Source organism: Gluconacetobacter takamatsuzukensis, from assembly GCF_014174275.1.
Classification (GTDB): Bacteria; Pseudomonadota; Alphaproteobacteria; order Acetobacterales; family Acetobacteraceae; genus Gluconacetobacter; species Gluconacetobacter takamatsuzukensis.
Map to the genome: position 1 here is coordinate 178,679 of NZ_JABEQK010000005.1, position 21,265 is coordinate 199,943.

General features: G+C 70.1%; 16 protein-coding genes. 2 read left to right on the forward strand and 14 right to left on the reverse strand.

Features of this window, described 5'->3' with window-relative positions; translation table 11 throughout:
- Positions 1-211: 211 nt before the first annotated feature.
- The 11 genes from rplL to HLH27_RS08665 form a co-directional block, all read right to left on the reverse strand.
- Positions 212-586: a 50S ribosomal protein L7/L12 gene (rplL, locus tag HLH27_RS08615; protein ID WP_114727484.1), complete on the reverse strand. Its 375-nt coding sequence runs from the start codon at positions 584-586 to the stop codon at positions 212-214.
- 101 nt (positions 587-687) lie between these two features.
- The gene (rplJ, locus tag HLH27_RS08620) at positions 688-1,206 is read right to left on the reverse strand and encodes a 50S ribosomal protein L10 (RefSeq protein WP_182949581.1); all 519 of its coding nucleotides are present in this window, start codon (positions 1,204-1,206) and stop codon (positions 688-690) included.
- 291 nt (positions 1,207-1,497) lie between these two features.
- On the reverse strand, positions 1,498-2,193 hold the full coding sequence (rplA, locus tag HLH27_RS08625; RefSeq protein ID WP_182949583.1) for a 50S ribosomal protein L1: 696 nt from the start codon (positions 2,191-2,193) through the stop codon (positions 1,498-1,500).
- Between the two features lie 4 nt (positions 2,194-2,197).
- On the reverse strand, positions 2,198-2,632 hold the full coding sequence (gene rplK, locus HLH27_RS08630; protein ID WP_182949585.1) for a 50S ribosomal protein L11: 435 nt from the start codon (positions 2,630-2,632) through the stop codon (positions 2,198-2,200).
- A 108-nt stretch (positions 2,633-2,740) separates the two neighbouring features.
- Positions 2,741-4,372 carry an efflux transporter outer membrane subunit gene (locus HLH27_RS08635; protein WP_182949587.1) on the reverse strand — a complete coding sequence of 544 codons (1,632 nt, stop codon included), beginning with the start codon at positions 4,370-4,372 and terminating at the stop codon, positions 2,741-2,743.
- Entirely contained in the window at positions 4,369-5,652 is a 1,284-nt protein-coding gene (locus HLH27_RS08640) for an efflux RND transporter periplasmic adaptor subunit (protein WP_182949589.1), read from the reverse strand. Before HLH27_RS08640 ends, HLH27_RS08635 begins: the two co-directional genes overlap by 4 nt.
- Complete coding sequence (locus tag HLH27_RS08645; RefSeq protein WP_182949591.1) at positions 5,649-8,831, reverse strand: efflux RND transporter permease subunit; 3,183 nt, start codon at positions 8,829-8,831, stop codon at positions 5,649-5,651. Before HLH27_RS08645 ends, HLH27_RS08640 begins: the two co-directional genes overlap by 4 nt.
- A gap of 170 nt (positions 8,832-9,001) precedes the next feature.
- Positions 9,002-10,402, reverse strand: coding sequence for a sensor histidine kinase (locus tag HLH27_RS08650; RefSeq protein WP_182949593.1), 1,401 nt, complete (start codon positions 10,400-10,402; stop codon positions 9,002-9,004).
- Between the two features lie 3 nt (positions 10,403-10,405).
- A complete protein-coding gene (locus HLH27_RS08655) occupies positions 10,406-11,149 on the reverse strand; it encodes a response regulator transcription factor (RefSeq protein WP_182949692.1) in 744 nt (247 codons plus the stop codon).
- Between the two features lie 29 nt (positions 11,150-11,178).
- Complete coding sequence (locus HLH27_RS08660; RefSeq protein WP_182949595.1) at positions 11,179-12,420, reverse strand: DNA recombination protein RmuC; 1,242 nt, start codon at positions 12,418-12,420, stop codon at positions 11,179-11,181.
- A gap of 22 nt (positions 12,421-12,442) precedes the next feature.
- Complete coding sequence (locus tag HLH27_RS08665) at positions 12,443-15,700, reverse strand: AsmA-like C-terminal region-containing protein (protein ID WP_182949596.1); 3,258 nt, start codon at positions 15,698-15,700, stop codon at positions 12,443-12,445.
- 89 nt (positions 15,701-15,789) lie between these two features.
- Here HLH27_RS08665 and HLH27_RS08670 point away from each other — a divergent pair, with 89 nt between their 5' ends.
- The gene (locus tag HLH27_RS08670) at positions 15,790-18,888 is read left to right on the forward strand and encodes a bifunctional [glutamine synthetase] adenylyltransferase/[glutamine synthetase]-adenylyl-L-tyrosine phosphorylase (RefSeq protein WP_182949597.1); all 3,099 of its coding nucleotides are present in this window, start codon (positions 15,790-15,792) and stop codon (positions 18,886-18,888) included.
- Between the two features lie 51 nt (positions 18,889-18,939).
- On the forward strand, positions 18,940-19,419 hold the full coding sequence (bcp, locus tag HLH27_RS08675) for a thioredoxin-dependent thiol peroxidase (RefSeq protein ID WP_182949598.1): 480 nt from the start codon (positions 18,940-18,942) through the stop codon (positions 19,417-19,419).
- A gap of 31 nt (positions 19,420-19,450) precedes the next feature.
- On the opposite strand, the gene HLH27_RS08680 is transcribed toward bcp, so the two are convergent.
- From HLH27_RS08680 to HLH27_RS08690, 3 genes are all read right to left on the reverse strand, one after another.
- A complete protein-coding gene (locus HLH27_RS08680) occupies positions 19,451-19,810 on the reverse strand; it encodes a hypothetical protein (protein WP_246375653.1) in 360 nt (119 codons plus the stop codon).
- Positions 19,811-19,950: 140 nt separating this feature from the next.
- Entirely contained in the window at positions 19,951-20,553 is a 603-nt protein-coding gene (locus tag HLH27_RS08685) for a hypothetical protein (RefSeq protein ID WP_182949599.1), read from the reverse strand.
- Complete coding sequence (locus HLH27_RS08690; protein ID WP_182949600.1) at positions 20,550-21,224, reverse strand: DUF4412 domain-containing protein; 675 nt, start codon at positions 21,222-21,224, stop codon at positions 20,550-20,552. The genes HLH27_RS08685 and HLH27_RS08690 overlap by 4 nt, the downstream gene beginning before the upstream one ends.
- Positions 21,225-21,265 lie beyond the last annotated feature (41 nt).

Below are 21,265 nucleotides of genomic sequence, written 5' to 3' on the forward strand. Positions count from 1 at the left end.
CCGAAAGCGGATCATCACAAACCATCCATGCCTGGACACCGAAACCGGTATCCCCGCCCATTCCGAAGAACGGGCCTTCTACCGCCGAAGGCGCCCGAGACCTTGCGGTCAGGGCGCCAGAACGGCCAAGGGGGCGGGACCCTTTCGGGTTCCCGCCCTCACCTGGCATCAAGCAGGAGAGGCAGCCCGAGGGCCGCCAGCACCCGACAGATTACTTCACTTCGACGGTCGCGCCGTTCTCTTCAAGAACCTTCTTGATCTTCTCGGCTTCGTCCTTGTTCACGCCTTCCTTCACGGTCTTCGGCGCACCCTCGACCAGGTCCTTGGCTTCCTTCAGGCCCAGGCCGGTGATGCCGCGGATTTCCTTGATGACGTTGATCTTCTTGTCGCCGGCCTTGGCCAGGACAACAGTGAACTCGGTCTGCTCTTCGGCCGGGGCAGCGGCGGCAGCGGCCGGCGCGGCGGCAACGGCAACCGGAGCGGCGGCGGAAACGCCCCACTTCTCTTCCAGCAGCTTCGAGAGCTCGGCGGCCTCGAGAACCGTGAGGGCGGACAGCTCGTCAACGAGTTTGGTCAGATCGGCCATGATTTGGTCTTCCTAATGTATACACTGATTGGCGCAACACAATCCCGATTTCACGAGACTGTGCAAAATTCATCACCCCGCGCATGCGGGGCGCTTGTGGCTCAGGCAGCCTCGTCCTTCTTGGCGTAGGCGCCGAAAACCCGCGCAAGCTGTCCGGCCGGCGCCTGGAGCACACCCGCGATGCGCGTGGCCGGCGTGGAGATCATCCCCACCAGCTGCGCCCGGAGCGTATCCAGGGACGGCAGTTCGGCCAGCGCCTTCACACCGTCGACATTCAATGTCTGGGTGCCGAGCGCTCCACCGAGCAGAACGAGCTTTTCGTTGGTCTTGGCGAACTCGACAAGCACCTTGGCCACGGCCACAGGATCGGCTGACCACGAAATCGCGGTCGGCCCCTTCAGCAGCGGCGAGATGCCTTCGAATCGGGTCCCTGCCAGGGCGAGGTTGGCCAGCCGGTTCTTCGCGACCTTGTAAGTCGCTCCAGCCGCACGCACGCGCTGCCGAAGGATCGTCGCATCGGCCACCGTCAACCCGTCATTGCGGGTTACGACAACCATGGACGTCTCGGCGAACACGGCCGCGAGGGAGGCAACAAACTCCCGCTTCTCCGTACGGTCCAATTCCCGTCTCCGTCGTGACCTGCCGGGATGACCCAACAGGCCGGGTTTACCCTAGGAGGACTGGGCCCTGGGGCCCGATCCTCCGGTTCGCCTGTCCTGTGAACAACGGAACAACCAGTGCGGGCGGCGAGCCGCCCCAATCCGGTGATCCCCGTCTTCCGGTTGCGGACCCGAGGGTCCATCAAGGCATCGGCCACATCCGGTCATGGACAGGTTCGGAAGAACGGGGCGCCGCAGCACCCCGCCTCCTGTCCGCCCTGCCCTTTCGGGCAGCGCGTCATTCCTGCGTGATCAGCCCGCCGAGAAGGCGGACACGTCGACGCGAATACCCGGGCCCATCGTCGAGGACAGGGCGGCCTTGCGCAGATAGGTGCCCTTGGCGCCCGTCGGCTTGGCCTTCTGCACCGCGTCGACGAAGGCGCGGATGTTTTCGATCAGCTTGTCGCTGTCGAACGACGCCTTGCCGATGCCGGCATGGATGATGCCGGCCTTTTCGGCGCGGTACTCGACCTGGCCGGACTTGGCGGCCGTCACGGCGCCCTTCACGTCCATGGTCACGGTACCCAGCTTGGGGTTCGGCATCAGGCCGCGCGGGCCCAGGATCTTGCCCAGGCGGCCGACGAGGGCCATCATGTCCGGCGTCGCGATGCAGCGGTCGAACGCGATTTCGCCGGCCTGCACCTTCTCGGCCAGGTCCTCGGCGCCCACCACGTCGGCACCGGCGGCCAGGGCTTCCTCGGCCTTCGCGCCGCGGGCGAACACACCCACGCGCAGGGTCTTGCCCGTGCCGTTGGGCAGGGACAGCAGGCCGCGGACCATCTGGTCGGCGTGACGCGGGTCGATGCCCAGGTTCAGCGAGATCTCGATCGTCTCGTCGAACTTGGCGGTCGCCGTCTGCTTCACCAGACCGATCGCCTCGTCGAGGCCATAGGATTTGTTACGGTCGACAGAGGCCTGGCCGGCCGTCAGACGCTTGTTCTTGGCCATTGGATCAGCCCTCCACCACCGTAAGGCCCATCGAACGGGCGGAGCCGATCAGCATCCGCACAGCCCCGTCGATGTCGTTGGCATTCATGTCCTGCTTCTTCTGCTCGGCGATCTCGCGCAGCTGCGTCATGGTGACGCTGCCGACGGCGGCCGACTTGCCGACCGTCGAGCTGCCCTTCTTGATGTTCGCGGCCTTCATCAGGAAATAGGTGTTCGGCGGGGTCTTGGTGATGAAGGTGAAGGTGCGGTCGGCGAACGCGGTGATGACGACCGGGATCGGCATGCCGGGCTCGAGGCCCTGCGTCTTGGCGTTGAACTCCTTGCAGAACTGCATGATGTTCAGGCCGCGCTGACCCAGCGCCGGGCCGACCGGCGGGGACGGATTCGCCTTGCCGGCGGGAATTTGTAGCTTGATGTAGCCAACGATCTTTTTGGCCATATCCGGGGCTCCTGACTGTTTCACCCGGACCGCGGTTCCTGCGGCCGGCCCGCCGTGCGAGACGGCGGACGCGGCCTCCCGCGTTCCGTAAGAGGCGGGTCCCTAACCCTAATGGACCGGGGTTGTCAACCCTGTGCCGCGCAGGCCGGTGCCGGTCAGGTTGAGCTGGTCCGGGCCGCTGCCGGTGGCGATGCCCCCGGCCTCCTTGGGCACGCGCAGCCCCTCGTACTGCAGGGGAGCGAAGGGCATGACCGACTTGTCGGAGGGAAGCTGCGCCCGCGACCAGCCGCCGCCCAGCGCGCGGATCAGCGACACCGTCGCCTGGTGGCGCCGGGTTTCGACCTGGACCTCGGCGATGCGGGCGGACAGGGCGGCGATCTGGGCCACCACCACGTCGAGATAGTTGGTCAGCCCGCCCGTATAGAGCGCCATGGTCATGCCCTGGGTGCGGACGGCGGCCTGCACCGACTGGTGCTGCTGCTTCAGCTCGGCACGCAGCTGGCCGGTCATGGTCAGCCCGTCCTCGACATTCTGGAAGGCTTCCAGCACCACGCCGCGGTAATTATCCTCGGCCTGGCGGTATTGCGACCAGGTGCGTTGCAGCTCTGCCCGGCGCAGCCCGCCCTGGAACAGGGGCATCGCCGCCTGCACGGCGTAGGAATACATGCTGTTCGACAGGTCGGCGAGGGTGAAGCCGTTATCCATGAAGCCGGTCATCGCGTTGACCGACACGTTGGGATAGAACGCCGCGCGCGACACGCCGATGGCGCGGTTGGCCTGTGCCATCTCGCGCTCGGCGGCCGCCACGTCCGGCCGCCGTTCCAGCAAGGCCGAGGGCAGCAGCAGCGGCACCCCGATATCGGGGAAGTGCATCTGGTCTTCCGGCGCCAGGTGGAACGAGGCGGGCGCCACGCCCACCAGCACCGCGATCGCATGTTCCAGCACCGCGCGGCGGGCCAGCAGGTCGGTTTCCTGCGCCTGGGTGGCATAAAGCTGGTTTTCGGCGCGCGAGACGTCCAGGCCTGCGGCGATCGCCCCGGCCTGGCGCATGCGGGTGATCTGCACCGCCAGCGTGTAGGTGCGGATCGAGTCGCGATAGACGGCGTCCTGCACGTCCAGCCCGCGCAGGGCGATGTAGTCCGATGCCAGCTCGGAGTCGGTGCTCAGCCGCGTCAGCGCGTAATCGGCCGCGCGTTCCTGCGCCGCCTGCACGCGCATGCGCTTGCGGTTGCGGATCGCGGACCAGAAATCGGGCTCCCAGGTCGCGGTGCCGCTATATTGCTCCGATGACATGTAGGTGGGGCCGGTCGACCCCGCGCCGCGCCATAGCCGGTGGGCCGAGCCCTTGAACTTGCCCATGCTGGCGGCGCCCGTCACCTGCGGATACAGGCCTGCCTGTGCCTCGGCCGCCATGTCGCGGGCCTGGGTGAAGGTTTCGGCCGCGACCTGGAGGTCGGGGTTGGCGCGGTTGGCCTGCTCTTCCAGCCGGTTCAGCGTCGGGTCGTTGAAGAGCGTCCACCAGTCGCCGCGCAGGGCGGCCTCGTCGGGAGCGGCGTAGCGCATCGTGCCCGCGCCCTTCCAGTCGTCGGGAAAGACGAAATGGTCGGGGTGATAGGCGGGTGCCATGTCGCAGCCGGCCAGGCCGGCCAGCAGCGCCAGGCCGCCGGCCAGGCGGGCCGCGCGCCGCAGCGGGCGGGTGGAACGGCGCCGCGCCCGCCGCGTGGGAGAGGACAGGGTCATTGACGGGCTCCCGCCTCCTCCGCATTCGAGCGGTCGTTCGGCATGGCGCGGACATCGTCGGTGCGGGCCGGTTCGTTGGCCGTGGCCGGCTGCGCGTTGTAGCCCGGCGTCGCGTCCACCACGCGGACCTCCTGCCCGTCCAGCAGGCCGGCCGAGGGGTTGTTGATCACCCGGTCGGTGGGCTTGAGGCCGCCGCGGATCTGCACCGTCGTGCCCAGGTTGGTGCCGACCGTGACATTGTGCAGGCGCACGCGGTTATGCTCGTCGACCAGCGCCACCTGCATGCCCTCGGCGCGGAAGATCAGCGCGCCTTCCGGGATCACCAGGATGTCCGGGTCGCCCGGGGCGCTGAAATGCACCGTGGCGTAGGAATCGGGCCACAGGGTGCGGTCGCTGTTGTCCAGCGTCAGTTCGGTGGTCACCGTGCGCGTCGAGGCGTTGAACGCGGCGGCGGTGGCCAGGAACGTGGCCTTGTAGACCCGGCCCGGATGCTGCGGCACCGTGACCTCGGCCGTCAGCTTGGGGCTGATGATGTCGGCGTAATCCTGCGGGACCGAGACGAACACGCGCATGCGGTGGACGTCGGCCACGCTGAACAGCTCGGTCGCGGTTCCGCGCGCGCTGACGTCGCCGCCGCCGGCATTCACGTAGTCGCCGACATCGGCCAGGCGCGAGGTCACGACCCCGTCGAAGGGGGCCACGATCTGCTTGAAGCCGATCAACGCCGCGTAGCGCGAGACCTCGTGCCGCGCGGCCTCGACCTGGGCCTGCTCGGCCTCGGCGTTCGCGGCCTGCACGTCGACTTCCTGCTGTGACACGGCCTGGGTGCCTTGCAGGGCCTTCCAGCGCTTGGCCGTGATCTGCGCCAGCTTGTAGCGCGCCATCGCGACGTCGAAATTCGCCTTCGATGCCGCGTACTGCGCGTCCAGCCCCGGCGTGTCGATGGTGGCCAGCACGTCGCCCGCCTTCACCTCGGCGCCGAAATCCTTGTACCACATGCGCACATAGCCCGAGACCTGGGCGTAGATCGGTGCCAGGTACCAGGCCGAGATGTTGCCCGGCAGGTCCAGCGTGCGGATGCTGGGCCCCTTGGCGGGGGAGATCAGCTGCACGCGGGGGATCGCGGAATCCTCGGTCTGGTGACGCAGGGCGGACAGATGCGCCTGCCGCTGGACGATCCCGCCGCCGACGACCACCACCGCCAGGACGATTCCGACGCCGGCCAGGAGCTTTCCGCGCCCCGACGGTTTTTCCCCGCGGGTCTGTTCCACGGCGCTCATGCGCGTTCTCCTTCGGCGCTACGGTGTCTTTCGGATCGCCTGCCGTGCAGCAGGGCGAAGACGCAGGGCACGAACAGCAGCGTCGCCACCGTCGCCATCATCAGCCCCCCCATCACTGCCCGGCCGAGCGGCGCGTTCTGCGAATTGCTCAGGGACATCGGCAGCATGCCGATGATCATGGCCGATGCCGTCATCAGCACCGGCCGGATACGCTCGAACCCGGCCTCGATGGCCGCCTTCACGGCGTCGCCGTGCACGTCCAGCCGTTCGCGGGCGAAGGCCACGACCAGGATCGAGTTGGCGGTCGCGGTGCCCATGCACATGATCGCGCCCGTCAGCGCCGGCACCGACAGGGTGGTGTGCGTCAGGAACAGGCTCCACGCGATACCCGCCAGCGCGCCCGGCAGGGCGGTGATGATGATGAACGGGTCCAGCCACGACTGAAAGTTGACGACGATGATCAGGTACACCAGCAGGATCGACATCGCGAGGCCGAGGCCGAGCTGGCGGTAGGCGCTGTTCATGGTCGTCGCCTGCCCGCGGACCACCAGGCTGGAGCCGCGCGGCAGGTCGTGGCGCGCGGCCTCGACCACCCGGTTGACCTCACGCGAGACCGCGCCCAGGTCCAGCCCGTCATTGGTGGCGTAGATGTCGAACACCGGCATGATGTTGTAGTGCGCGACCTCGCCGGGCGTGCCGGTCTGGATGATCTGGCTCAGCCCGCCCAGGATCTGGGGAGTGCCGCCCGCCGGGTTGCCGTCGCCCCGGTCGATGGGGATCGTCTCCAGGTCGTTCAGCGTCTGCAGGAATTGCAGCGGCGTCTGGATATCGACCAGATGCGAGACGCCGGTCTTGGGATCGAGCCAGTAGGTGGGCGAGACCTGGCCGCTGCCCGACAGGGTGGCCAGCGCATTGTTGGCGACGTCGGATTCCGTCAGGCCGGTCCCGAGCGCGAAGGAGCGGCGGGCGTTGACCCGCAGGGTGGGCGTGTTCATCGGCTCCTGCACCGTCACGTCGGTCAGGCCGGTGACGTGGCGCAGACGTTCCGCCAGGTGCTGGGAGAAGACGAAATTGGCGGCCAGGTTACGGCCCGTCACCTGCACGTCGATCGGCGCGGGCAGGCCGAAATTGAGGATCTTGGCCGTCAGGTCGGCGGGCATGAAGGTGATTTCGGTGCCCGGGAACCGCTCGGCCAGGCCGCGCCGCAGCGTGCCGCGGAAGGAGGCGACCGGCGCGTTCTCGTCGCGCAGGGTGACGGTCAGGTCGCAATCCTGGGTGCCGACGGTGGGCGTGGGGATGAAGGCCTGGTTCAGCCCGCTGAAGGGCAGGCCGCAATTGGACACGATGCCCTCGACCTGGCCCGGCAGCAGGGCGTGGATCTCGTCGCTGACCAGCATCGAGATCTTGCCGGCCTCGTTCAGCTTGGTGCCCATCGGCGCGCGCATGTGGATCGCCAGCGCGTTGGAATTGATCTCGGGGAAGAAATCCTGGCCGACGAAGATCATCAGCAGCATCGAGCCGACCGCCAGCCCCAGGAAGGTGCCGATGAAGCGCATGCGCGAGGCCACCAGCGCGCTGAGCAGGTCGCGATAGGCGTGGCGGAAGGTGGTGAACTTCGCCTCGAACCCCTGCTGGAAGCGGCCGAAGAAGCCCTTGGGCGGCGCGTGGCCGTGGGCGGCCGCGTGATGGGCCGCGACCTGGGCCGCCAGCAGGTATTTCGCCATCGTCGGCACCAGGGTCCGCGACAGGATGAAGGAGGCGATCATCGCGAAGATGATGGCCTCGGCCATCGGCATGAACAGCCAGCCGGCGACGCCCGTGAGCTGGAACAGCGGCATCCAGACGATACAGATGCACAGGGTGGAGACGAAGGTGGGAATGACGATCTGGTTGGCCGCGTCGATGATGGCGGTTTCCAGGTCCTTGTCCATCTCCAGATGGGCATCGATATTCTCGATCATCACCGTCGCGTCGTCGACCAGGATGCCGACCGCCAGCGCCAGGCCGCCCAGGGTCATGACGTTGATGGTCTGCCCCGCCCAGCCCAGCCCGATGATCGAGCACAGCATGGCCAGCGGGATCGAGGTCGCGATGATGACCGTGGAGCGCCACGAGCCCAGGAACAGCAGCACCACGAGGCTGGTCAGCAGGGCGGCGGTGCCCATTTCCTGCGCCACGTCGCGCACCGCGTCCTTCACGAAGGTCGAGGCGTCGTTGAGGATGTGGATCTGCACGCCCGGCGGCAGGGTCGCCGTGACCGAGGGCAGCAGCGCCTTGACCCCCGACACGACGTCGAGCGTCGAGGCGTCGCCGCTCTTCATGATGACGATCAGCACCGCCTGGTGGCCCTTGACCAGCACCATGTTGGTCTGCGGCGGGCCGCCCGAATGCACCCATGCCACGTCGCGCAGGTAGACCACCGCGTTGCCGACCTGCTTGACCGGGATTTCGTTGAACGCCTGGATCTCGCGCGGGGAGGCGTTGGTCTGCACCATCCAGTCGAAGGCGCCGATCTGCTGGTCGCCCGCCGGCAGGACGATGTTCTGCTTGCCCAGCGCGTTGCCCACATCGGTCGCGGACAGGCCATGGGCCAGCAGCTTCGCCTGGTCGAGATCGACCATGACGTTGCCCGGCTGGCCGCCATACGGGTTGGGGATCGCGGCACCCGCCACCGAGACCAGCGCCGGGCGGATCAGGTTCGACGACATGTCGTAGATCTGCGACGCGGTCATCGAATCCGACGAGACCTGGAGGGTCAGGACCGGGACCGAGGAAGCGTTGTAGGTCAAGACCAGCGGCGCGGTGGTGCCGGTGGGCATCTGGTGGATCACGGTCTGCGAGACCGAGGTGATCTGCGTCTGCGCCACCGAGGTATCGGTGCCGGGCTGGAAGAACACCTTGACGATGCCGCGCCCGTAATAGGACTGGCTTTCGATATGCTCGATATTGTTGACGGTCGCGGTCAGCGCGCGCTCGTAATAATAGACGATGCGGCCCGACACGTCCTCGGGCATCAGGCCGGTATAGGTCCAGACGATCGCGACCACGGGGATCTTGATGCTGGGGAAGACGTCGGTCGGGGTCTGGACCATCGACCGGACACCGAAGACGAGAATGAGGATCGACAGGACGACGAACGTATAAGGCCGCTTGAGCGCGGTGACGACGATGGCGTTCATGCGCGGCGCGAACCCCCTGCGCGCGGGGCCGCGCGCCGTCTGTCCGGCCTGTCCGCCACGCCCATGCGATCTGGCCCGCAAGCGTGCATCGTCGTCACTCCCGATCGTTCGGGGGCTTCGTTAGCACGCCATCCCGGCACGCCAATGAAATTCCCATTTAAAAAGCCGGGCTAGGCCGGCGGGGCGGCGGCCTGCGCGGGTGGGGGGAACGCGACCCCGAACAGCGCGCCGGGCCTGGCATCGTGCCTGCGGGCGTTCGAAATGGTCAACTGGGCGTTGTGCAGGCGCAGGATGGCCGAAACCAGGCTGAGCCCCAGCCCGCTGCCCGGCACATGGCGGCTCTTGTCCGAGCGGTAGAAGCGGTTCATCACCGCCTGGCGCTCCTGCGGCATGATGCCGATGCCGGTATCGGCGATTTCCAGCCGTGCCCCGCCCTGGGTTTCGGGGAAGGTCGCCAGGGTGACGTCACCGCCGGGATCGGTGAATTTCAGGGCATTGTCGATCAGGTTCGCCAGCACCTCGATCAGCAGGTCGCGGTCGCCGTGCACCGGCACCGGGCCGGGGGCGGCGAGGAATTCCAGCCGGATCTGCCGGGTTTCGGCAATGGGCTCGTACAGGTCGACGATGTCGGCCGCGATCTCGTTGAGGTCGACCAGCGAGAAGCCGACGCGGCGGCGGGCGTTCTCGATCTCGCCGATCCGCAGCAAGGCGGTGATGATGGAGAAGCACTGGTCCAGGTCGTCGATCGCGCGTGCGATCACGGTGCGCAGGTCGTCGGCCGACAGCGTACCGGCCTGCGCGCGGTCCAGCCGGGCGCGGACGCGGGCCAGCGGTGTGCGCAGGTCATGGGCGATATCGTTGCCGACATCGCGGATCTCGCCCATCAGGTGCTCCAGCCGGTCCAGCATGCGGTTCACGCTGCCGGCCAGGCGCTGCATCTCGTCGCGCTGGCGGCCGGCGGGCAGGCGCTCGTGCAGGTCGCCGTCCATGATCCGGTCGATCGCCTCGTGCATCCTGGCCACCCGTCCCAGCGCGCGGTGGCTGAGCACGATGCCGCACAGCAGCGCGAACAGCACCGTGGGCACGATGGAGACCAGCAGCGAATGGCGCATCATCAGCCGCCATTCCGCGATCATGTGCAGGCCGCGCCCCAGCACCAGCACCCGGTCGCCGGCGACCGGCACGGCCAGGATCCGCAGGACATAGGGCGCGTCCTCGTTGGGGCGGACGGTCAGTTCGTGCACATGGCCGTCGACCGCCAGCCCCTCGGGCCAGGTCCGCAGATCGCCCGCGATGTGGTGGTGGAGGGTATCGAACAGGGCGGCCTGGTTGATGACCACGCGCAGGTCGTCGGTCGCGCGCTCGCTGATCTTGTGCTCAAGGTCCTGCTGCGGCTCCCGCGCCAGCAGCGCGGCCTCGCGGTGCAGCAGCGCGTCGGTGCGGCGGAACTCGAACGCCTTGGTCTGGCTGTAGCCGACCGCGAATTGCAGTGCAGCCGTGCCGATCATCGCCACGACCACCGCGAGCGTCAGCCGGAAGGTGGCGGTGCGCAGCACCTCGCCCGGGTGCATGGGCTATTCGGGCACGCGCAGCATGAAGCCGGTGCCCCGGATGCTCTGGATCAGCGGCGTGCCGGCCGGGTCGTCGATCTTGCGGCGCAGCTTGCCGATATGGACGTCCACCAGGTTGGTCTGCGGGATGAAGCGGTAGTTCCACACATCTTCCAGCAGCATGGTGCGGGTCAGCACCTGGTTGGGCCGGCGCATCAGATATTCCAGCAGCCGGAATTCGCGCGGCAGCAGGTCGATCGGCTGGCCGTCGCGCGTGACCGTGCGCTCGATCAGGTCCATGCTGAGCGACCCTGCATGCAGCATGGTCTCGCGCGTGTTGTTGGGGCGGCGCATCAGCGCCTCCAGCCGGGCGGCCAGTTCCTCCATCGCGAAGGGCTTGGTCAGGTAGTCGTCGCCGCCGGCCTTGAGGCCGCTGACCCGGTCGTCGACCGCCGACAGCGCCGACAGCACCAGCACCGGGATGGAGACCTGGCGCCCGCGCAGGGTCTCGATCAGGGTCAGCCCGTCCATTTCGGGCAGCATCCGGTCGACGATCATCACGTCGAACGTCTCGGCCAGCGCCGCCGCCAGGCCGCCCGGCCCGGTGTCGGCGTGGCAGACCGCGAAGCCCCGGCTTTCCAGCTCCTCGGCGACTTCCTGCGCGATCTTGCCGTCATCCTCCACCAGCAGTACCCGTGGCCTGGCCTCCCGGCCCGGCCCGGCCTCCCCCGGCTGGGGAAACGGTTCTGAGGTCGATGTCGCATTCATGGTCCGGTCAGGCATGATCGCACCCCGTCTCAATCACCATTAAATTCGGTTTCACCACGCGCCGGCACCGCTTCGTCCATCGCCGGCGCGGCGTCCGGATCGATGCCGTCCAGCCCGCGCAACTGCCTGGCCACCACGCGCGTCCGCCGCCTTGCCTCGTCGATCGACGAGGACATGGCCGATGCGTTGCGGGCCAGTTTTTCCAGCACGCCGTCCATCCGCAGCATTTCCTGCCGGGTGGCGCCCAGCAGCCGGGCGATGCCGTCCGTCCGTTCCTCCAGCGCCAGGGTGACGTAGCCCAGATGGATCGTGCGCAGCATGGCGGGCAGCAGGCCGGGGCCCATGATCATGACCCGGCAGGTGCGCCCGATTTCGTCGACCAGTCCGGGAATCCGCGCGATTTCGGCGTAGAGCCCATCGGTGGGCAGGTACAGGACCGCGAATTCCACCGTCACCGGCGGGACGATGTATTTGGCGGCGATCTTGCGGGCTTCGATCTTCAGCGTGGTTTCCAGCGCGCGGCGGGCGGCGCGCTCGGCCTCGGCATCCACCCGGTCCACGGCGTCGAGCAGGCGTTCGTAGGCCTCGGTCGGGAATTTGGAATCGATGGCCAGCAGCGGCGGGGTGGTGGCGCGCACCGGCATGCGCACGGCGAATTCCACCACCTCCGCGCTGCCTTCGCGCAGGCGGCAATTGGCCTGGTAGGCGCCGGGGGGCAGCACGTCGTCGAGGATGGCGCGCAACTGGGCCTCGCCCCAGCCGCCGCGCGTCTTGACGTTGGAGAACAGGCGCTTGAGGTCGCCGATCTGCGCCGTCATCGCCGAGACCTCGCCCATCGCCTTCTGCATCGCCGTGAACTGCTCCAGCACCCGCTGGAAGGAGGTCTGCATCTGGCGTTCCACGGCCTCGTGCAGGCGTTCGTCGACCGTGGCGCGGATGGCGTCGAGCTGGCGGGCCGAGGTCTCGGCCATCTCGCGCAGGGCCTCGCTCTGGCGCACCCGGGCCTCGGCCAGGTCGCGGGTCAGGGATTGGGCCATCGTGCCCAGCCGGTCGGCGGTCTCGGCACGGAACTGGTCCAGCCGGGTGCGCTGGGCCTCGGCATCGGCCAAGCGGGCGGTGGAATCGCGTTCCATCATCACATAGACGCGGGCCAGCAGGTCGCCGCCGTCGGTCCCGCGCCCGCGCCGGGCCAGCAGCACCAGGACGGCCGCGACCGCGATCGCCGCCAGGGCCGCGAGCCCCCATACGCCGGTGCCCAGAGCGTCGGACATCGCCTCTCCTTCCACAGACCGTCTACTCGACCAGTCGCCGCATCACGCCGGGCAGGAAGAGCGAGAACGGGTTGACCCGCAGCGCCGGGGAATCCAGCGCGCCGCTGACGACGAAGGTGGCCGCCAGCAGGCCGCCGCCTTTCTCGGGGCTCATCAGCCGCCCCACGCCCGGCATGTGGCCGGGGATGGTGTTGACCGCGAAGGCGGGCACGATGGTGCCCTTGAGATCCAGCTTGCCGCGGTCGAGATCGACCGGGCCCTGCACCGTCACGCCCAGCGAGGCGTTGCTGGCCACGCCGTCATGCACCGCGAGGACCCCGTCGCGGAAGGTGAAGGGCAGCGAGACATGCTGGATCGCGAAGCCCGGCGCCGGCGCGGACTGCACCCAGCCGTAGAGCGACGCGTTGTTGGCCAGCCGCACCGCCTGCGGGACCTCGCTGACCATGATCGGGTCGATGGTCAGCACCCCGGCGAAGGGGGCGCTGGGCTGGGCGTCGTCGAACACGCCCTGCATCACCGTCCGTCCGCCCTGGAACTTGGTCGTCACGCCCAGCGTGCGCAGCATCAGGCCCAGATCCTGGACGCTGGCCCACAGATGCCGGCCGTCGCGCTCCGGCGTCAGGGTCGCGCTGGCGGGGGACGGGCCGGCCATGGAGAAGCGCATCCGCGTCAGGCGGACGCCGTTATCCTCCAGATGCGCATGCACGCCGGTCAGCGCCGAATCGCGGGCATAGAACAGCGTGTGGACATCGGCATCGATCAGCCAGCTTCGCCCCGGCGGCCCGTGCACCCGGCCCGAGGCGGCCTCGGGCAGGTGATAGGCACCCTTCCTGGCGGCCTTGGGGGCGGAGACCGGGGCCGGCGTGGGGGCGAGCAGCGGCGAGAGGTCCAGCACCGACGCATGGACGGCCACATGCAGCGGATCGGCCGGGCGGGGCGAGACGCCCACCGTGGCATCGCCGCGCGACCGGCCGACGCGGAAGCCGCGCATGATCAGCGTGCGCCCGCCGTCGCGGCCCATGGTCGCGCGGCCGTCGATCAGCAGGTCCGGCCCCGTGGCATGAATGGCCTCGACCGAGACCAGGCGCCCGTCATCCAGCCCCAGCCGTGCCGAGGCCGCCGCCGCCTGGCCCTGCTGCTTGCTCCAGACCGGGATGGTCAGTGCGGCATCCGCCAGGTCCAGCTTCAGCCCCACCTGCCCGGTGCCGTCGGGGAAACGGTCGTAATCGACATCGAGCTCCGCGCTGCCGCGGAAGCGCTGGCCGACATCGAAGCCGGCGCGCACCGCGCTTTCGGGCGTGACATGCACGCGCACCTGCGCGGTTTCGGTGGTGCGGACATCGGGCGTGCCCCGGAAATCCATGGCGTAGGTCAGGACCGACTGCATGCCGCCCAGCAGGGCCGTGCCGTGCATGGTCAGCCCCTCGGTCGTCGCATCAAGCGCCACCCGCCCGTCATCGAGCGCGCGGCCCTGCACCACGTTGCCCAGGTGCAGATGGTCGAGGTCGGCATGGCCGTTGAGGTGGATCTGGGCCACCGACACCTTGTCGTCCAGCGGCAGGACCAGGTGCAGCAGCACCCGCGCATTGCCGCTGGGCCGTTCGAACGCCACCGGGTGGCGCGACAGCAGGTGCAGGCGGGGCTCGCCCAGCAGGGCCAGCACGTCGCGCAGATTGCCGCGCAGGGTGGTAGTGATGTCGCCGACCTGGTCCTTGCCCAGCAGGCCGGTGATGCGCATGTGCCCGTCGCCCACTGCCAGATGCCCGATGCCGGTGGCGCCCACATGCCGGTCGGCGCGCTCCATGCTCTGGGTGCCGTCGCTGAAGGCGATGGACAGCGCGTCGGGGCCCTCGAAGGTCAGGACCGCGTTGACGCCCTGGATCGGCGGGATGGGGCGCAGCCAGTGCAGGTCGAGGTCCGAGCCGCTGACGCCGCCCGTCATCGACCGCATCGTGATCGCCCCCCATCCGGCCGGGCTGCCCAGCCCGATCGCGACATGCAGGTCGTGCGCCGCGCCGCGCGTGATGTTGCGCGTGACCCATGCGCGCGCGCCCTTCATGGCCCCGGCCGGCCAGTAGGAAGCGAGGGTCGCGAAATCGAGGTTGGGGATGGCCGCGTCCACCGAGGCGTCGATGGGCCCGGGACCGTCGAGGCGGGCGATGTCGAGCACGCCATGGGCGCCCAGCGTGACCGTATCGGCCGGCGTGCCGGCCGGGCGGTCGGAGGGCAGCAGGCTGGCCGCCAGCGAATCCAGCCGGATCCTGGCCCCGCCCGGCAGCGCGCCGCCGGCGGCGGCGGGCGTGAACGCGGCGGCGAGATCGGCCTGCGCCGCGGCCACGCGCACCAGCCCCTTGGCCCCCGTCACGATCCGACCGGCGCCGGCCTGCACGCGCAGGGCGGCGGAGACCGGGCGGGCCATGAGCCCGTCGCGGTCCGCCGCCAGGCGGATCGTGCCGTCCAGCCACACGGGCAGGTCGGCATGGGCCAGGCCCGGCACCAGCGGGGCCAGCGCGCTGGGCGTGACCGGGGTGGTGGCGAAGTGCCAGACCAGCCCGGTCGTGCCGTCGGCCTGCCCGTCGGCCCGCAGCGAGGCGCGCACCCCCGGCCCCGCCAGCGTGACGCCGGCCTGGCCCACCAGCCCGAACCGGGCGGCATGGCGCACGGCGTGCAGGTCGGCGTTTATGCCGTCGGCCTGCCAGGCCTGGCCGGTCGGCACATCGTGCAGCGTGACCGCCACGTCCCGCACCGCCACCCGTTCCAGCATTCTCGGGTCGAACGGCAGGGCCGCGCCGCCGCCATGGGTGGGAGGCAGCCCGGTATCGAGGCCGATGGTGCCGTCCCGGTCCCGGCGCAACGCCACGCGGGCGCCAGAGACCATCAGTTCGGGCGTGACGAGGCGGCCATGCAGCAGCGGGCCGCCGGCCACCACCAGCCGCAGCGTGCCGACGCCGGCCGCCACGCTGCCGTCGGGCCGGCGCAGGCGCAGGTCGCCGGCCGCGAGTTCCAGCGGGGCCGCCAGCCCGCGATGCAGCCAGTCCCAGCCGATGCTCATCTGCCCCAGCTCGAGGCGGATCGCCGGGCGGCCCCGCGTGCCGTGGGGCAGCATGCGCGCCACCGCCAGCCGCGCCAGCGGCGTGACGTCGACCGGCCGCCACGACAGCCATGCCGCCAGCCCCAGCACCAGCAGCGCCGGCACGGCCACGCAGGCCGCGACCGCCGCCAGCAGGATACGCCGCCACCGTCGCGGGGCGGGGGGCCGGGGCTCTTGACCTTGGGTCATGCCGCCGTCCACGGTGCGCCGCGACCCCGGCGCGCCATGGCGCGGCGGATGGCCCCTTCCCTTTTCCGTTCCCCGGACCAGGACATACGATGCCCCGACATCGCCCCGCCCGCGACATGCAGGCGCCGCCCGCCGGCAGCCCGGCCGGCTGGACCGCCCGCCCCTGGCCCGCGCCCGCCGATGCGCGCGGCGCCGCCCTGCTGCGCGAGGACCTGGACGAATTGTGGCGGGAGCATGCGCTGGACCCCGCGCTGCTGCTGGGCGACGGCGTGGCGGCGATGCTGGCGGCGATCGGCGGCAACAGCCCCTATCTGGCCGGGCTGGTGCGGCGCGATGTCGTGCCCTTTGCCCGGCTGCTGGCCGAGGGGCCGGATGCCGGCATGGCGGCCGCCCTGGAGGGCATGACCGCGCTGACCCCGCGCGACAGTCGCGCCACGATCGCGGCGACCCTGCGCGCCGCCAAGCGACAGGCCGCGCTGGCCATCGCGCTGGCCGATATCGGCGGGCTGTGGACGCTGGAGCAGGTGACGCTCGCGCTCAGCCGCCTGGCCGAGGGCGCGCTGGAGGAAGCGGTCAGACATCTGCTGCGGACGGCACATGATGCGGGGCAACTCGTTCTGCCGGACCCCGGCCACCCGACCCGGGGCAGTGGATTCGTCGTGCTGGCGATGGGGAAGCTGGGTGCGCGGGAACTGAACTACTCCTCGGATATCGACCTGATCGTGCTGTACGACCCGGACTGCCATCCGGGCCACGAGGATTTGCGCCGGATCTTCATCCGCATGACTAGCGATCTTGTCAGCCTGATGGAAGCGCGGGATGCCGACGGCTACGTCTTCCGCACCGACCTGCGCCTGCGCCCCGACCCGTCGGCCACGCCGCCCGCCATCTCGTTTCCCGCCGGGATCGCCTATTACGAGAGCATGGGCCAGACCTGGGAGCGCGCGGCGATGACCAAGGCCCGGCCTGTGGCGGGCGACATTGGTGCCGGGCGCCGCTTCCTGCGCGCCATCCACCCGTTCGTGTGGCGCCGGCACCTGGATTTCGCGGTGATCGACGACCTGCACGACATGAAGGCGCGCATCGACCGCCACCGCAATGCCGGCCATACCGGCCTGTCGCGCCTGACCGACCGCACGGTGCACGACCCCGGCCCGGCCCGCGACTGGCTGCTGGGCCACGACCTGAAACTGGGCCAGGGCGGCATCCGCGAGGTGGAATTCGTCGCCCAGGCGCTGCAACTGGTATGGGGCGGGCGGCAGCCCGAACTGCGCGACCCGACGACGCTGGGCGCCCTGCGGCGGCTGGTGCGCGCCGGCATCCTGCCCCGCCCGCAGGGCGAGAGCCTGGCCCGCACCTATCGCATGCTGCGCCGGGCCGAGCACCGGTTGCAGATGCAGGCCGACCACCAGACCCACCGCCTGCCCGCGACGCGCGAGGCCTTCAATATCTATGCCATCTTCATGCAGGAGCCGAGCGGCCGCGCGCTGGCCGGGACGATGCTGCCGATCATGCAGGAATCGCGCCGGATCTTCGAACGCCAGTTCGCCGAGCCCGAGGGGGGCGAGGCCTCGATCGACCCCGAGGCCGAGGACATGGCCGAACACCTCCGCCTGGCCGGCTTCCCCGACGCCGACATCCCCGACGCGCTGGCCCTGCTGGGGCGCTGGAGCGGCAACCGGCTGCGGGCCCTGCGCTCGGACCGCGCGCGCAGCCTGCTGCGGCGGCTGATGCCGGGCATTCTGTCCAGCTTCGGCCAGCGGCGGGAGCCGCTGACCTGCCTGCGCCGGTTCGACGCCATGCTGGCCCGGCAATGGGCGGGGGTGCAGTTTCTGACGCTGCTGGAGCGCAATCCGGCGCTGATCGGGCGCATTGCCACCATCCTCGACGGTTCGCCCTTCCTGGCCGACCATCTGGCCGAGACCCCGGCGGCGCTGGAAGGGCTGCTGGGCGGTATCGGCGACGACGAGGCCGACACCCGCGCCGCCGACCTGCCGCCCGCCCAACTGGTGCGCCAGCATGTGGCAGCCGCGACCTCGACCGAGCAGCTTCTGCCCGTGCTGCGCGCGCTGGTGCGCGGCGAGGAATTCCGCCTGTCCACCGCCCGGCTGGAACATCGGCTGGACGTGGATAGCGCCAGCCGCGCGCGCACCGACATGGCCGAGGCCGTGATCCGGGGCCTGCTGCGCACCGTCACCGCCGAGCATCGCGAGCGCTACGGGCGCGTCCCCGGCGGCGCGATGGCGGTGGTGGCGCTGGGCAAGGCCGGATCGCGCGAGATGATGCCCGGATCGGACCTGGACCTGATGCTGATCTACGACCATCCGGCCGGGGTGACGGACAGCGTGGTTGCGCCCCGCGCGGCCGCCGAGGGGGGCGGGCTGCCGCCCCGGCCGCTGCCGGTGGGACAGTATTTCGTCCGGCTGGCGCATGCCTTCGTCGCCGCGCTGACCGCGCCGGGGCCCGAGGGGCCACTGTATGAGGTCGACATGCGCTTGCGCCCCTCGGGCTCCAAGGGGCCGGTCGCGCTGTCGCTGGAGTCCTTCCGCCGCTATCATGCCGAAAGCGCCTGGACGTGGGAGCGGATGGCCCTGACCCGCGCCCGGGTCGTGGCCGGGGCGCCGCCGCTGGTCCGCGCCATGCGCGCCGCGATCGGCACCGCGCTGGACGGCCCCACCTCCCCCGCCGCCCGCCGGGCGATCCTGGACGATACCAGCGCGATGCGCGCCCGGATCGCGCGCGAATTTCCGCCCGAGGGGCCGTGGGACATCCGGCGCCGGCCGGGCGGGCTGATGGATGTGGAATTCATCGCCCAGACGCTGCAACTGGTGGCCGGCACCGCCGATGCCCGCACGCCCTGCACGCGCGAGGCGCTGCGCCTGCTGGCGCGGCATGGGCTGCTGGACCCGGCGGCGGAAGAGGTGCTGCTGCGCGCGGACCGGACGTGGCGATCGGTGCAGAGCATGCTGCGCATCCTCTTCGGCGCCCGGCCGCCCACCGACCCCGCCGCCATGCCCGCCGCCACGCGCGACATCCTGCTGCGCGAGGTCGGCGCGGCCTCGATGGACGAGGCGTTGCAGAGGATGGATGCCCTGGCCGGGGCGGTGCGCGCGCTGTTCACCCGCCTGATCGGCCCGGTGGAAGACACGGCCGAGCGCTTGCGGGCGCCGGCAAACCCATCAAAATAGAGACAAAGCCCGCCACCGCCCGCCCTGGGCGGAGCCGAACGGAGACCCATCATGGCCGAAACCCCGATCTTTCCCGCCATCGGCGCCCCGGCGCCCGATTTCGACATGCCGGCCAGCAAGGGGCGGCAGGTCAGCCTGGCGGCGATGCGGGGCAAGCCGTTCATCCTGTATTTCTATCCCAAGGCCAGCACGCCCGGCTGCACCACCGAGGCCTGCGATTTTCAGGAGGCCCTGGGCGCGCTGGGGAGTACCGGCCTGCCCGTCATCGGCGTGTCGCGCGATTCGATGAAGGCCATCGATACGTTCGCCACCAGGCAGAACCTGGACTTTCCGCTGGCGTCGGATGCGACCGGCGCGGTGACCGAGGCCTATGGCGTGTGGGTGGAGAAGACGCTGTACGGCCGCAAATATATGGGGATCGAACGCGCCACGTTCCTGATCGATGCCGATGGGCGGGTCGCGCAGGTGTGGCGCAACGTCAAGGTGCCGGGACACGTGGCGGAGGTGATGCGGGCGGCTTCGGCCCTGTGACGAAGCCGCCTGCCCTCATCCACCGGCCCCATCAATAGGCCGGATAGGCGTATCCGTAGGGCTGCACATAGACCGGCGGGGGCGGAGGCGGCGGGGGCGGTGCGTAGGTCTGGGCCACGATGGCCGTGCCGGCCGCGCCGATCAGCGCGCCCCCGATCAGCCCGCCGACAAAGGCGCCGCCGACACCGGGGCCACGGCCGTAATAGCCCCGGCCGCCCCAGCCCGGGCCCCGCCAGCCGCCGCCGTGCCAGCCGCCACCATGCCAGCCGGGGCCAGGGCCGCCATAGCCATGACCGCGCCATTGCGCATGGGCCGCCGGAGCCGCCGCGGCGAGACCCGCCGCCATCACCGGAACCACCAGCAGAAGCCGCGCCATCTTGTGCATGGCCATACCCTTTCTTCTTTCCGTGGCGGGACGAATCGCCCCGCTTGAAAGGAAGAACACCAGCCCCTGATGGCAATTTACGGGCAGGTTTCGCCCCATTTTCGTCACGAACCCGGGCGGGTTTCAAAGGCCTTCGAGACGGGTTTTCAGGGATGGGCAGCCTGGATGGTCTTCAGCCCAGGCGGTACGGCAAAGACCGAGTCGGGCTGGGATGCGTGGCTGACCTGTTCGGCGCGCACCACGATCCGGTCGTCCTGCGTGACCTGCAACATGTCGCCGCCGTCGCTGTAGCAGACATCGCTGACCCGGCCGTCGGTGTCGTGCGTGTGCCAGACGGTGCAGCTTTCGCCGGCCACCAGCATCGTCTCGCCGCGCGCCCAGTCGCCCGCGGCCCGCTGCCCCGGCTGCGACAGGGCCGGGCCGGGGGCGGGAATGACCGTGCGGGCGCCGTGGGCCTGGTCGATGACCGTCAGTTGGGCCGTGCCGTAATCGGTGATCATGTAGGTGGCCGAGCCGTCGGGGTCGACGCGCTGGCGGCGGGTGGCGGCGGACCAGCGCATGCGCTGGTGCTGCAACGGCACCGACGGGTCGGGCGAGGCCAGCGCGTAGCGGATATCGACGTCCTGCTGCGGGGTGACGAAGGGGGCATCGGCCTCGGCCCACGCCGCCGACGCGACGGGCTGCGCCAGGGCGAGGACCAGGGCGGGGACCAGGGCCGCCCGTGCCGGGCGGCGCGATGGGGCCGTCATTGGCCGGACTGCGCCGCCCCGCCCGTCACGGGCTGGCCGCCGCCCACCGCGTGCGAGGGGGCGACGCGGTGGCGCGTGACCATCTGGTAGCCCTCGGGCGGCAGGAAGGTGCTGGCCGGCAGGGGGGCGTAGGTGACGCGCGTGGCTTCCAGCCGGCCCTTCATGCCGTCGCCGTCCACCCCGTCCTCGCGCAGGATCACGCCGTCGTCGGTCACGCAGGCGGTGGCCGTGCCGCGACCCGAGACCACGCCCCATTCGGTGCAGGACACGCCCGCGACCTGTGCCGTGCCCTTGCGGGTGAACTGCATCGACAGGTCGAGCAGGAACGGGTTGCGGATGCCGTTATGGGCGTCGAACTGCGTGTAGACCTTCTGCTTGTTCAGCACGATCGTCACCTGCCGCGTGGTGCGGTTGAGGATGGTCGAGCCCATGGCCTCGGGGCTGTCGATGCGCATCATGCCGCCATTGGCGGTGAACCAGGCCTCGATCGTCTTGGGGGCCGGAACGCCGTCGGGCTGCACGGCATACTGCACCTGCACGTCGCGCGCGGGCGCCAGCGGCGGGTGATCCGCCTCGCTTTGCGCCCGGGCCGGCTGAATCGCGGCCGCCGTCATCAGGCTCACCGCCAGCGCGCCAGCCAGGCCCGCGCGCGCCCCTGTCGGATGGATCATGATCCCGAATTCCTTCCTGCTTCTTTCCGGTAAGGGGCCGG